The sequence below is a fragment of the Streptomyces hainanensis genome, assembly GCF_004348415.1.
GTDB lineage: Bacteria > Actinomycetota > Actinomycetes > Streptomycetales > Streptomycetaceae > Streptomyces > Streptomyces hainanensis.
The window spans coordinates 1-11779 of sequence record NZ_SMKI01000242.1 but is presented as its reverse complement, the minus strand read 5'-3'; the positions used below and the strand labels follow the sequence as shown (position 1 = coordinate 11779).

Sequence of the window (11779 nt, the reverse complement as noted above, 5' to 3'; positions counted from 1 at the left end):
CCGGGCTCACGCAGGGTGGCGCTCGCGCCGGGTGTCGTATACGACGACCGGCTCCGGGGTGGCCGTCACCGAGGTCAGCAGCACCACCGAGTCGTCGAGGGCCCGCAGCCCGTGCCGGGTCGGCGGGCCACGTACGCCGCCGCCTGCGCGCGCCGGGACATGCCGAGTTTCGCGAGCAGGTTGCTGACGTAGTTCTTGATGGTCTTCTCGGCCAGGTGCAGTTCCTCGCCGATCGCCCGGTTGGTCAGGCCGTCGCCGATCAGGTCGAGGATGCGGCGTTCCTGGTCCGTCAGCTGGGCGAGTCGTTCGTCCTTCCCCGCCGGCTCGCCGCCGCGGAGGCGTTCCAGGACGCGTTGGGTCGCGTCCGGGTCGAGCAGCGACTTGCCGGCCGCCACGTCCCGCACCGCGGTCAGCAGTTCGGTGCCGCGGATGGCCTTCAGCACGTAGCCGGACGCGCCCGCCATGATCGCGTCGAAGAGTGCCTCGTCGTCGGCGTAGGAGGTGAGCATCAGGCAGCGGATCGACTCGTCCCGGGAGCGGATGTCGCGGCAGACCTCGACGCCGCTGCCGTCGGGCAGCCGCACGTCGAGCACCGCCACGTCGGGACGCGCGGCCGGGATCCTGGTGAGGGCGTCGGCCGCCGTGCCGGCCTCGCCGACCACCTCGATGTCCGGCTCGACCGCGAGCAGCTCGTGCACGCCCCGGCGCACGACCTCGTGGTCATCGACGAGAAATACGCTGATTTTTCCGCCGTCCGACACACCGCAAGTGTCACACAACGGCGCGTGCACCGCTCTTCACGCGACCCGGTTGGCCGGGTTAACGTGCACCTGCCCCGATGCCCTGCGAGGCTTGAGGCCGTTCCGTTCCCCGGTTCACGAAAGTACTTGGATTTCCAGGTAAATCCGCAGGTCAGGGGTCTTTTCGCGGCTTGTGAACCCATTGGATACCGTGCTCTTATTGGGCCGTCGAACGGGACATGATCGGGGCAGAGAACCGCTCGGTTCCGTCCAGGCCGCACCCACCCCCGTGCGCCGTACGGGTCCGGGCGGACCGCACTGGCCGCCCGGCGGATCCCGGGGGCCGGACCGACGGAGGAACACGAGTGACTGTGGAGAGCAGCACCCCAGCGGGTGGGAAGAAGAAGGCCGCGGCGAGCCGTCCGCGGAAGAGGGCCGCCGCCAGGCGGCCGGTGCGGCCGAAGGCCGAGCCCGCCCCCGAGATGGTGCAGTTGCTGACGCCCGAGGGCGAGCGCGTCGAACACCCCGACTACTCCCTGGACATCGGCCACGAGGAGATCCGCGGCCTGTACCGCGACATGGTCCTCACCCGCCGCTTCGACGCCGAGGCCACCGCCCTCCAGCGCCAGGGCGAGCTGGGCCTGTGGCCCTCCCTGCTGGGCCAGGAGGCCGCCCAGATCGGCTCCGGGCGCGCCCTGCGCCATGACGACTACGTCTTCCCGACCTACCGCGAGCACGGCGTCGCCTGGTGCCGCGGCGTCGACCCGGCCCTGTTGCTCGGCATGTTCCGCGGCGTGAACCACGGCGGTTGGGACCCCACCGGCAACAACTTCCACCTCTACACCATCGTCATCGGCTCCCAGGCGCTGCACGCCACCGGCTACGCGATGGGCGCGCGGATGGACGGCGCGGACATCGCGGTGCTCGCCTACTTCGGCGACGGCGCGTCCAGCCAGGGCGACGTGGCGGAGGCGTTCACCTTCGCCGCCGTGTACCAGGCGCCGGTCGTGTTCTTCTGCCAGAACAACCAGTGGGCGATCTCCGAGCCCATCGAGCGGCAGACCCGGGTCCCGCTCTACCAGCGTGCCGCCGGCTACGGCTTCCCCGGCGTCCGGGTGGACGGCAACGACGTACTCGCCGTGCTGGCCGTGACCCGGGCGGCCGCCGAGCACGCCCGCACCGGCCAGGGCCCGATCCTGGTCGAGGCGTTCACCTACCGGATGGGCGCGCACACCACCTCGGACGACCCGACCCGCTACCGCCGCAAGGAGGACCTGGAGGCCTGGGAGGCCAAGGACCCGATCCTGCGGCTGCGCCGCCTGATGGAGCGGGAGAACGCGGCGGACGACGCGTTCTTCGCCGACCTCGACGCGGAGAGCGACGCGCTGGCGAAGCGCGTGCGGGAGGCCATCCGCACCATGCCCGACCCGGAGGCCATGGCGATCTTCGAGAACGTGTACGCGGACGGCCACCCCCTGGTGGACGAGGAGCGCGCCCAGTTCGCCGGGTACCTCGCGTCCTTCGCCGACCAGCACGAGGAGAACTGACATGCCCGCCGAGAAGATGGCGATCGCCAAGGCGCTCAACTCCTCGCTGCGCAGGGCGCTGGAGGCCGACCCCAAGGTCGTGGTCATGGGTGAGGACGTCGGCAAGCTGGGCGGCGTCTTCCGCATCACCGACGGGCTGCAGAAGGACTTCGGCGAGGACCGGGTGATCGACACCCCGCTGGCCGAGTCCGGGATCATCGGCACGGCGATCGGCCTCGCGCTGCGGGGCTACCGGCCGGTGACCGAGATCCAGTTCGACGGCTTCGTGTTCCCCGCGTACGACCAGATCGTCACGCAGCTGGCGAAGATGCACGCCAGGTCGCTCGGCACGGTGAAGCTGCCGATCGTCATCCGCATCCCGTACGGCGGCGGCATCGGCGCGGTGGAGCACCACAGCGAGTCGCCCGAGGCGCTGTTCGCGCACGTCGCGGGGTTGAAGATCGTCACGCCTGCGAACCCGTCCGACGCGTACTGGATGCTCCAGCAGGCGATCGAGTGCGACGACCCGGTGATCTTCTTCGAGCCCAAATCCCGCTACTGGGAGAAGGGCGAGGTCGACACGGCGAGCATCCCGGGCCCGCTGCACGCGGCGAAGGTGGTGCGGTCCGGCACGGACCTGACGATCGCGGCCTACGGGCCGACGGTGCGGACGGCGCTCGCGGCGGCGGACGCGGCCGCCGAGGACGGCACGTCGATCGAGGTCGTGGACCTGCGGTCGGTCTCGCCGATCGACTTCGACACGCTCCAGCGGTCGGTGGAGAAGACCCGCCGCCTGGTGGTGGCGCACGAGGCGCCGGTGTTCTTCGGTTCGGGTGCCGAGATGGCCGCCCGGATCACGGAGCGGTGTTTCTATCATCTGGAGGCCCCGGTGCTGCGGGTGGGCGGGTTCCACGCGCCCTATCCGCCGGCGCGGCTCGAGGAGGAGTACCTCCCGGGGCTTGACAGGGTGCTGGACAGCGTCGACCGCGCCTTGGCGTACTGAGGAGAGGCTGAGGAGAGTCGTGACGATGGCTGCTGCGACACAGCGGTTCCGCGAGTTCCGGATGCCTGATGTGGGTGAGGGACTCACGGAGGCCGAGATCCTGAAGTGGTTGGTCCAACCGGGTGACTCGGTGACCGACGGCCAGGTGGTGGTGGAGGTGGAGACCGCCAAGGCGGCGGTCGAGCTGCCGATCCCGTACGACGGCGTGGTCCGGGAGGTGCACTTCCCCGAGGGCACGACGGTGGACGTCGGCACCCCGATCATCACCGTGGACACCGACCCCTCGGCGGGGCCCCCTGAGGAGGCCGCCCCGCCGTCCGCGCCGTCAGCCGGCCAGGACCGTCAACCGGTCCTGGTCGGCTACGGCGTCTCCACGGCCACGCCGAAGCGGCGCCCGCGCAGGCCGGCCGGCGGCGGCGCCGCCAACGGCGCCGGCCGCGGGCCGACCGGGGGCGGGCAGGCCGCCTCGGGCGAGGCGTGGACACCCGCGCACCTGCCCGGCGGGCACGACGCGGCCGGCGGCTACGGCGGGCCGGCCGTGCCGCAGGGCGTCGAGGGAACCGACGGGAGCGAGGGCGTCGAGGGGAGCGCCGTCGAGCACGTCCCGGCCGCCGACCGGCCGCTCGCCAAGCCGCCGGTGCGGAAGTTGGCGAAGGACCTGGGCGTCGACCTGTCCACCGTCATCCCCAGCGGGCCGAACGGCATCGTGACCAGGGACGACGTGCACGCCGCCGTCGCCCCCCCGGCCCCCGCGCCGGCACCGGCGCCGGCACCGGCCGCGCAGGAGGCGCCGCCCACGCCGGACACGCCGGCGACGCCGGCCGACGTGCGGCCGCAGTCGTTGGCCGCGATCCGGGAGCGCCGGGTGCCGATCAGGGGGGTGCGGAAGGCGACCGCCCAGGCCATGGTCGACAGCGCCTTCACCGCCCCGCACGTCACCGAGTTCGTCACGGTCGACGTCACCAGGACGGTGCGGCTGGTCGAGGGGCTGAAGCAGGACCCCGACCTGGCGGGGCTGCGGGTCAACGCGCTGCTGCTGGTGGCGAAGGCCCTCCTCGTGGCGATCCGTCGCCACCCGGAGATCAACGCCTCCTGGGACGAGGAGAGCCAGGAGATCGTCTACAAGGGGTACGTCAACCTCGGCATCGCCGCGGCCACGCCGCGCGGGCTGATCGTGCCCAACGTCAAGGACGCCGGTTCCCTGACCCTGCCCGAGCTGGCCCGCGCGCTGGGCGAGCTGGTGGCCACGGCCAGGGAGGGGAAGACCCAGCCGGCGGACATGCGGGGCGGCACCGTCACCATCACCAACGTCGGCGTCTTCGGCATCGACACCGGGACCCCGATCCTCAACCCGGGCGAGTCCGCGATCCTCGCGCTCGGCTCGATCCGGGAGCAGCCCTGGGTACACAAGGGGAAGGTGAAGCCGCGGCACGTCACCACCCTGGCGCTCTCCTTCGACCACCGGCTGGTGGACGGCGAGTTGGGCTCCCGGGTGCTGGCGGACGTGGCGGCCGTGCTGGAGCACCCCAAGCGGTTGATCACCTGGGGGTAGCGCCCCGGGAAACAGAGCGGTGCCGGCCGCGGGAACGCGGCCGGCACCGGGTGTCAGTGGTTCACAGGTAGGGGCCGGACCGCGCCCCGCCGTGGTCGTCCAGGCCTTCGGGCTCGTCGCCGAGCGCGCCGGGCGGCAGCGCCCGCCGCATCTGCTCCAGCTGCGCCCGCGCCGCCATCTGCTGGGCGAAGAGCGCCGTCTGGATGCCGTGGAACAGGCCTTCGAGCCAGCCGACGAGCTGGGCCTGCGCGATGCGGAGCTCCGCCTCGGTCGGCACGCCGTCGTCGTGGAACGGGAGCGAGAGCCGCTCCAACTCGTCGACCAGTTCGGGCGCCAGGCCCTCCTCCAGCTCCTTGACGGAGCTGGCGTGGATCTCCTTGAGGCGGACCCTGCTGGCCTCGTCCAGCGGGGCCGCCTTCACCTCCTCGAGCAGCTGCTTGATCATGCTGCCGATCCGCATGACCTTCGCCGGCTGCTCCACCATCTCGGTCACGGGGATCTCGGAGCGGCCTTCGTCGCCCTCGCCGCTCCGCTTCGGAGCGGGACTGCTGAGCGCCATCCCGTCCGGTCCCACGACCAGGATCTGAGCGTTCTCCTGGGGCGGTTCGTTCCTCGGCTGAGTCATACCCCCATCATGCAACGAGGGTCACCCGGCGCGCCGCGCGAGGGTGATCCGGGAGCGCGTCAGCAGTGCCGCGACCAGGCAGGCGACGAGCGGCACGACGACGATCAGCTGGCCGAACGTGAGCCACGGCATCTCGAGGAACAGTTCGGGCCGCACGCCCGGGTCCCAGCCGTTGTCCCAGGCCGACTCCCAGTTCGCCAGGTTGGCGCGCTGGTTGGCGAGCTGGAGGGCGATCGCCGGGATCACGCCGGAGACGGCGCCGAGCACCACTCCCATGGCGGCGATCAGACCGCACTGGAGACCGGAGAGGGTACGCCGGACCCGGGGCGACGCGCCGACCGCGGCCAGCGTGCCGAGGTCGGCCTCGGAGTCGGCCTGCGCGAGGCCGGTGGCGATGCCGGCGGCGCCCAGCGCGAGGATGCCGGCGGCCAGCGACAGGACCAGCAGGTTCAGCGCGGTGTCGCTGTGGAAGCCGTCCTCGACGTCGATGTACGGGGTGGCGGTGGTGCCGCTCCTGGTCGCCAGGTCCCGCATGGCGCCCTCGACGGCCTGCTGCTCCGCCTCGGTGGGGGTGCGCTCGGTGGCGTAGAGGGTGCTGTCCTGGGCGAAGGAGAGCCCGGCCGCCTCGGCGGTCTCCGGGGTCATCAGCAGTTCGAAGCCGTAGCCCTGGTCGGTGGCCTGGTAGACGGGCAGGGTGACGGAAAGGTCGGGCTCCACGGTGATCGCGCCGTCGTCGCCGTAGGCGGGGGAGGTCTCGTAGACGTCCATGGTGACCCGGCCGTCGTCGTCGACGAACCGTCCGGCCATGGCCAGGGCCACGACCTCGCCGCGTTCCAGGGCCTCCCGTGCCCGCGGGTCGTCGACGTCGAGCACGTCGAGCAGTTCGGGATCGGCGACCACCATGCCGGGGGCGCCGAATCCGGACGCCTCGACGCAGCGCTCGTCGGTGACCAGTTCGCGCCGTTCGGCCGAGGTGAGCTGCTCGCTCTCCGCGCTCCACAGCGGGCATCCGTTGCCCTCCGGGATCCTGGTCTCGACCAGGCCGCAGTCCGCGCTGCCGTACTGGACGCAGCCGGGGACGGCGGTGAGCATCCCGCGGTCGGCGCGGACGGTGGTGGGCATCTCGGCCTCGATGATTCCCCTGGCCGGGTCGAGGAGGGCCAGTTCCTCCGGCGACCAGCCGGAGAGCGCGACGGTGCCGGAGGGCAGCCCCGGGGTGTACTCGGCGCGCTGTTGGGCGGTGTCGCTGACCAGCACGGTGGCCACGGCGACCGCGCCGGCCGTCGCGGCCATGATGGCGGCGACCGCGGGCGCGGTGCGGCCGCGGTTGCGGGCGGCGTCGCGCAGCGCGAGGCGGCCGGAGAGCGGCAGTGCGCGGGCCAGCTTGCCGAAGCCGCCGACCAGCAGCGGGGTGAGGGCGACGACGCCGAGTTCGGCGATGATCGAGCCGGCCGCGACCACGGTCGGCTCGTCCACGGTCATGGCGCCGACGATGGCCAGTGCCGCGCCGCCGATCAGCGCGACGAAGCCGACGACGGGCAGCGCCCGGCCGGCGCGGCGCACGCCGCGGCGGCCGCTGAGCGACTCGAGCACGTCGGTGCGGGCCGCGTTGATGGCGGGGACGACGGCGGCGAGCAGGCCGACGACGACGGCGAGCAGGGCGATGCCGCCGAGTTCCGTGAGCCGGAAGTCCAGGCCGCCGAACCGGGCGCCGATCGCCTCCTCGATGAAGGGCCGGCCGATCAGGGTCAGCGTGATGCCGCCCAGCGTGCCGACCACGGCCGCGGCGGCGCCCAGCACCAGGCCGCTGGCGAGCATGATCGCGCGGAGCTGTCGGCGGTCGCCGCCGTTGGCGCCGACCAGGCCGAGCTGGCGGCGGGCCCGGCGGGCGCCCACGGCGAAGGCGGGGCCGGCGAGCAGGCAGATCTCCAGGATGATCAGGGAGACGACGGTGATCAGCGCGGCCGTGGTGGCCGGGTCGGTGCTGCTCGACATGTCGCCGTCGCTGAACTCCACCTGGTCGGCGGGCGGCGGGTTCAGGGTGACGGAGCGGGAGGAGACGATCAGTCCGGCCTCGTTGGCGTGCTGCACGGCGGCCCAGTCGACGTCGCCGTCGGGCACGTCCACCAGGAAGCTCAGCGGCACGACGTTCGTCGGGTCGAGGTGCGGCAGCACACTGCCGGGCACCGCGATGGCCTGTTCCAGCGACAGTTCGCTCGGCAGTTCGTAGGCGCCGGTGATCGTGTAGGTCTGTTCCAGGCCACCGATGGTGACCTGGGAGCCGATGCCGAGGCCGGAGGTGTCGAGGAACGCCTGGGTCACGGCGACCTCGTCGGCCTCCTCGGGGTAGTCGCCGCGGAGCAGGGTGAGCATGCCCTCGACGAGCGGGGAGGCGGAGTCGATCTCGCGGACCTGGATGTCGGTCAGGCCGGTCCTGGTGGAGGCGTTGGTGTGCGCGTACTGGTCGGCGAGCACGGTCGCGCCGTCCGGCAGCGCGGACTCGACCTGGCCGAGGATCTCCTCGGCCGGCCGGTCGTCGCTGTCCCAGACCATGTCGTCGGCGTCCTCGCGGTACTGCACGACCTCGCCGCTCGGGGACTGGACGACGGGCGAGCCCTGGGTGGCGATCGTGTAGCGGGCGTCGGACCGGCCGAGTTCGCGGGTCAGCGACTCGGCCTTCGAGATGTCACCGCTGCGGTAGGTCAGGTCGGCGGCGGAGACCACCAGGATCGGCAGCGCGATCATGGCGACCACCAGGGCGCTGCGGCCCTTGGCGCGGCGGGCGTCGCGGCGCGCGATGCGCAGCGCGAGGCGCCAGGTGTTGAGCCTCTTCATCGGGCTGCCTCGCCGGCGAGCAGGGACTCGGCGGTGCCGGCGGCCGACTCGTCGACTATCCGGCCGTCGCGCAGGAAGACCAGCCGGTCGGCCCAGGCCGCGTAGCGGGACTCGTGGGTGACGAGGACGACCGCGGCGCCCTCGTCGCAGCGGCGGCGCAGCAGGGCGAGGACGGCCTCGCCGGTCTCGGAGTCGAGGGCGCCGGTGGGCTCGTCGGCGAGCACCAGGCGGCGGTCGCCGACCAGGGCGCGGGCGATGGCGACGCGCTGTTGCTGGCCGCCGGACATCTCGTCGGGGAAGCGCTCGGCGACCTCGGGCAGGCCGATCTCCTCCAGCGCGGCCAGCGCCTCGCGGCGGGCGACGCGGGTGGAGGTGCCGTCGAGTTCGCGGGGCAGGGCGATGTTCTCGGCGGCGGTGAGCGCCGGGATCAGGTTGTAGTCCTGGAAGACGTAGCCGATGTGGGTGCGGCGCACCTTGGCGAGCTGGGCGCGGCCGAGGGCGCCCAGGTCCCGGCCCTCGACCAGCACGTGGCCCTCGGTGGCGGTGTCCAGGCCGCCGGCGAGGGTGAGCAGGGTGGACTTGCCGGAGCCGGACGGCCCCATCACGGCGACGAACTCGCCGGTTCTCACGGTGAGGTCGATGCCGCGCAGCGCGTGCACGGCGGTGACGCCGGTGCCGTGGACGCGGGTGAGCTGGCGCAGTTCGAGCACGGGAGTGCCGGGCTCACGCGGGTGCGGGTCGGTCATGACGAGGTTCCCCCCTCGGGTCGGTTCGGTCGTGGGGACGGGTTGGCGGCGGCGGTCACGGCGCGGTTTCCGACCGGCGGGCCGCGGTCGTGGCGTGGTCGGCCGCTTCGTCGGGCGGATCGTCCGGTCCGGCCGTCGGGCCGGGACGGGTCCCGGCCGCGCCGACGCCGCCGCGGCGATCCTTCGCGTAGCGGACGAGGCGTGCCTCGCAGTGGTCGAGCCAGCGGTTCTCGGCCTCGGCGAAGAAGATCAGCTGTTCGAGGACGAGCAGCCAGGCCATCTCGTCGCTGGTGTCGGGCCCGGCGGCCAGGGCGCGGGCCTTGAGCCGGGTGTAGCCCTGCATGGCGGTGAGGGTGTGCCGACGCTGGGCCTGGATGATCTCGGAGACGTCCACGCCCGGGGTGCCGACGGCCATGGCGAGCTTGATGGCGAGCTCGTCCCTGGCCGGTTGGGTGCGGTCGACGGGGCGGGCGAACCACTCGCCCAGCTCGCGGCGTCCGGTGTCGGTGATGGCGTAGAGCTGCTGTTTGGCGTCACCGCCGCCCTCGGGCGTGATGAGTCCGTCCCGTTCGAGGCGTTGGAGTGTGGTGTACACCTGCCCGATGTTGAGCGGCCAGGTGGCGCCCGTGCGGGACTCGAACTCCGTGCGGAGCTGCGAACCGTAGCGCGGGCCGCTCTCCAGGAGGGCGAGGAGGCCGTAGCGAATCGACATACCGCGTATGTATACCGAGTATGCCGGGTGGAGGCAAGTTGGGGAGGTAGGCAGCATACCGAGTATGTTCGGCCTCCCTGAGCCCCCCTGGGCCTTTGTGGGCCCTCGTGGGGCCGGACCGGGAGTGGAGCCCGCTGTAGTGCGCACGCCACCCCGCATGCTCCAGACTTGGGTGCCATGCACGAACGATGGACCGAGATACGGCGCGGCGCCGGCTACCTGCTCACCGTGTTCGCGGCGGCGTTGGCACTGCTCGCGGTGTTCCCGCTGCTGCTGATCGCGGTGCTGGCCGCCGGCCTCCCGGGGCCGCTCGGCGAGACCGCCGACTGGCACCGCCGGCTGGCCGCGCGTTTCCTCGGCGTCGCGGTCGACGCGGCCCCGCCCGCCACGCGGCGCGCCGAACCGCCCCTGGGCCTCGCCGCCGCCTGGCGGCAGCGGATGCGTTCCCCCGAGAACCGCCGCCACCTGCGCTGGCTGCCGCGCGCGCTGGTCACCGGCCTCGTCGGCGGCCTGGGCGCGGTGCTGTTCCTCGGCATGGCGGTGGGCGGGGTCCTGATGGCCCCGGTCCGGCCGGTGTTCGACCTGGAGTCCTCGTTCGGCGACATCGGCCTCGCCTCCGTGCCGCTGGACCTCGGCCAGTCCCTGCTCGGCGCCGCGCTCTGCTGGTGGGTGCTGCCGAGGATGGCGCGCTGGCACGCGGAGGTCTGCCTGTCCGCGCTGGAACCGACCGACGAGGAGCGGCTGGCGGAGCGGGTCGGCGAGCTGACCGAGTCCCGGGCCGGCGTGCTCGACGCGCACGGCGCCGAGCTGCGCCGCATCGAGCGCGACCTGCACGACGGGGCGCAGGCCAGGCTCGTCGCCATCGCCCTGCGGCTCGGGGTCGCCAGGGAACAACTCCCGGAGGACGACGACCGGCTGGCCACGCTGCTCCGGGAGGCGCACGAGGGCGCGGAGGAGGCGATGACGGAACTCCGCGACGTGATCCGCACCATCTACCCGCCGATCCTCGCCGACCGCGGCCTCGACGGGGCGGTGACGGCGGTCGCGGCCCGGTCCGCCGTCCCGACCGAGGTGGACCTCGACGAGCTCGGCGAGCTGTCGCCCGCGGTGTCGGCCGCGGCCTACTTCATCGTCACGGAGTCCCTGACCAACGCGGCCAAGCACAGCGGCGCGACCCACGCGAGGGTCCGGCTGACCCGCGCCGCCGACCGGCTGCTCGTCGAGGTCACCGACGACGGCATCGGCGGCGTCGACGAGACCCGCGGCACCGGCGTCATCGGCATCCGCCGCCGGGCGGCGGCGCTCGACGGCTCGGTGCTGGTCTCCAGCCCGACCGGCGGCCCCACCGCGATCACCGTGGAGCTGCCGTGCGGGTCGTGATCGCCGAGGACAACGTGCTGCTCTCGGCCGGCCTCGAACTGATCCTCTCCACCAGGGACATCGAGGTCGCCGAGATCGTCACCGACGCCGCGGGCCTGCTGGCGGCCGCGGCCCGGCACGAGCCGGACGCCGTGATCGCCGACGTCCGGCTCCCACCCACCTTCCACGACGAGGGCGTCCGCGCCGCCCTCGCACTCCGCCGCACCAGGCCGGGCCTGCCGGTGCTCGTGCTGTCGCAGTACGTGGAGAAGGTCTACGCCCGCGAACTGCTCTCCGACGGCACGGGCGCGGTCGGCTACCTGCTGAAGGACCGCGTCAGCCGGGTCGGCGAGTTCGTCGACGCGCTCCGCCGCGTCGCGGCGGGCGGCACCGTGATGGACCCCGAGGTCGTCGCCCAACTCCTGACCAGCGCGGCCAGGGGCCCGATCGACACGCTCACCGCGCGCGAACGGGAGGTCCTGACCCTGATGGCCCGCGGCCTGGGCAACGCCGAGATCGGCGCCGAACTCGTCATCACGGACAACGCGGTCCACAAGCACATCGGCAACATCTTCGCGAAGCTCGGCCTCCCCACGACGACCCCCGGCCACCGCCGCGTCCTGGCCGTCCTCGCCTACCTCGGCGCTGCCGCGCCGTGACGTGTCGGCGGTTCTCCCCCGC

The 11779-nt window shown here is 73.0% G+C and carries 10 protein-coding genes; 5 read left to right on the top strand and 5 right to left on the bottom strand.

What is annotated here, in order from left to right; all coding sequences use genetic code 11:
• Positions 1-74 precede the first annotated feature (74 nt).
• On the bottom strand, positions 75-761 hold the full coding sequence (locus tag E1283_RS21520) for a response regulator (RefSeq protein ID WP_132819756.1): 687 nt from the start codon (positions 759-761) through the stop codon (positions 75-77).
• 344 nt (positions 762-1105) lie between these two features.
• Here E1283_RS21520 and pdhA point away from each other — a divergent pair, with 344 nt between their 5' ends.
• From pdhA to E1283_RS21505, 3 genes are read left to right on the top strand one after another with little or no spacing between them, the layout of a single operon-like run.
• Positions 1106-2287: a pyruvate dehydrogenase (acetyl-transferring) E1 component subunit alpha gene (gene pdhA, locus E1283_RS21515; protein WP_243744999.1), complete on the top strand. Its 1182-nt coding sequence runs from the start codon at positions 1106-1108 to the stop codon at positions 2285-2287.
• Between the two features lies 1 nt (position 2288).
• Positions 2289-3269, top strand: a complete 981-nt coding sequence (locus E1283_RS21510) for an alpha-ketoacid dehydrogenase subunit beta (protein ID WP_132819754.1) — start codon at positions 2289-2291, stop codon at positions 3267-3269.
• Positions 3270-3294: 25 nt separating this feature from the next.
• Positions 3295-4821, top strand: a complete 1527-nt coding sequence (locus tag E1283_RS21505) for a dihydrolipoamide acetyltransferase family protein (RefSeq protein WP_132819753.1) — start codon at positions 3295-3297, stop codon at positions 4819-4821.
• Positions 4822-4882: 61 nt separating this feature from the next.
• Here E1283_RS21505 and E1283_RS21500 read toward each other — a convergent pair whose 3' ends face one another.
• Genes E1283_RS21500 through E1283_RS21485 form a run of 4 tightly spaced genes read right to left on the bottom strand, consistent with a single transcriptional unit; the run spans position 4883 to position 9739 of the window.
• Complete coding sequence (locus E1283_RS21500; protein ID WP_132819752.1) at positions 4883-5446, bottom strand: bacterial proteasome activator family protein; 564 nt, start codon at positions 5444-5446, stop codon at positions 4883-4885.
• 21 nt (positions 5447-5467) lie between these two features.
• Complete coding sequence (locus E1283_RS21495) at positions 5468-8281, bottom strand: ABC transporter permease (RefSeq protein WP_132819751.1); 2814 nt, start codon at positions 8279-8281, stop codon at positions 5468-5470.
• Entirely contained in the window at positions 8278-9027 is a 750-nt protein-coding gene (locus E1283_RS21490) for an ABC transporter ATP-binding protein (RefSeq protein ID WP_132819750.1), read from the bottom strand. The genes E1283_RS21495 and E1283_RS21490 overlap by 4 nt, the downstream gene beginning before the upstream one ends.
• Before the next feature lie 55 nt (positions 9028-9082).
• Positions 9083-9739 carry a PadR family transcriptional regulator gene (locus E1283_RS21485; protein WP_132819749.1) on the bottom strand — a complete coding sequence of 219 codons (657 nt, stop codon included), beginning with the start codon at positions 9737-9739 and terminating at the stop codon, positions 9083-9085.
• 177 nt (positions 9740-9916) lie between these two features.
• Here E1283_RS21485 and E1283_RS21480 point away from each other — a divergent pair, with 177 nt between their 5' ends.
• Both E1283_RS21480 and E1283_RS21475 read left to right on the top strand, forming a co-directional pair.
• Positions 9917-11119, top strand: a complete 1203-nt coding sequence (locus E1283_RS21480; protein ID WP_132819748.1) for a sensor histidine kinase — start codon at positions 9917-9919, stop codon at positions 11117-11119.
• Positions 11107-11757, top strand: coding sequence for a LuxR C-terminal-related transcriptional regulator (locus E1283_RS21475; protein ID WP_132819747.1), 651 nt, complete (start codon positions 11107-11109; stop codon positions 11755-11757). Before E1283_RS21480 ends, E1283_RS21475 begins: the two co-directional genes overlap by 13 nt.
• Positions 11758-11779 lie beyond the last annotated feature (22 nt).

What these genes read in the sequence shown, in the direction of transcription:
- E1283_RS21490 (WP_132819750.1), bottom strand. Translation starts at nt 9,027, where the DNA reads ATGACCGACCCGCACCCGCGTGAGCCCGGCACTCCCGTGCTCGAACTG.
- E1283_RS21480 (WP_132819748.1), top strand. Translation starts at nt 9,917, where the DNA reads ATGCACGAACGATGGACCGAGATACGGCGCGGCGCCGGCTACCTGCTC.
- E1283_RS21495 (WP_132819751.1), bottom strand. Translation starts at nt 8,281, where the DNA reads ATGAAGAGGCTCAACACCTGGCGCCTCGCGCTGCGCATCGCGCGCCGC.
- E1283_RS21500 (WP_132819752.1), bottom strand. Translation starts at nt 5,446, where the DNA reads ATGACTCAGCCGAGGAACGAACCGCCCCAGGAGAACGCTCAGATCCTG.
- E1283_RS21505 (WP_132819753.1), top strand. Translation starts at nt 3,295, where the DNA reads ATGGCTGCTGCGACACAGCGGTTCCGCGAGTTCCGGATGCCTGATGTG.
- E1283_RS21485 (WP_132819749.1), bottom strand. Translation starts at nt 9,739, where the DNA reads ATGTCGATTCGCTACGGCCTCCTCGCCCTCCTGGAGAGCGGCCCGCGC.
- E1283_RS21510 (WP_132819754.1), top strand. Translation starts at nt 2,289, where the DNA reads ATGCCCGCCGAGAAGATGGCGATCGCCAAGGCGCTCAACTCCTCGCTG.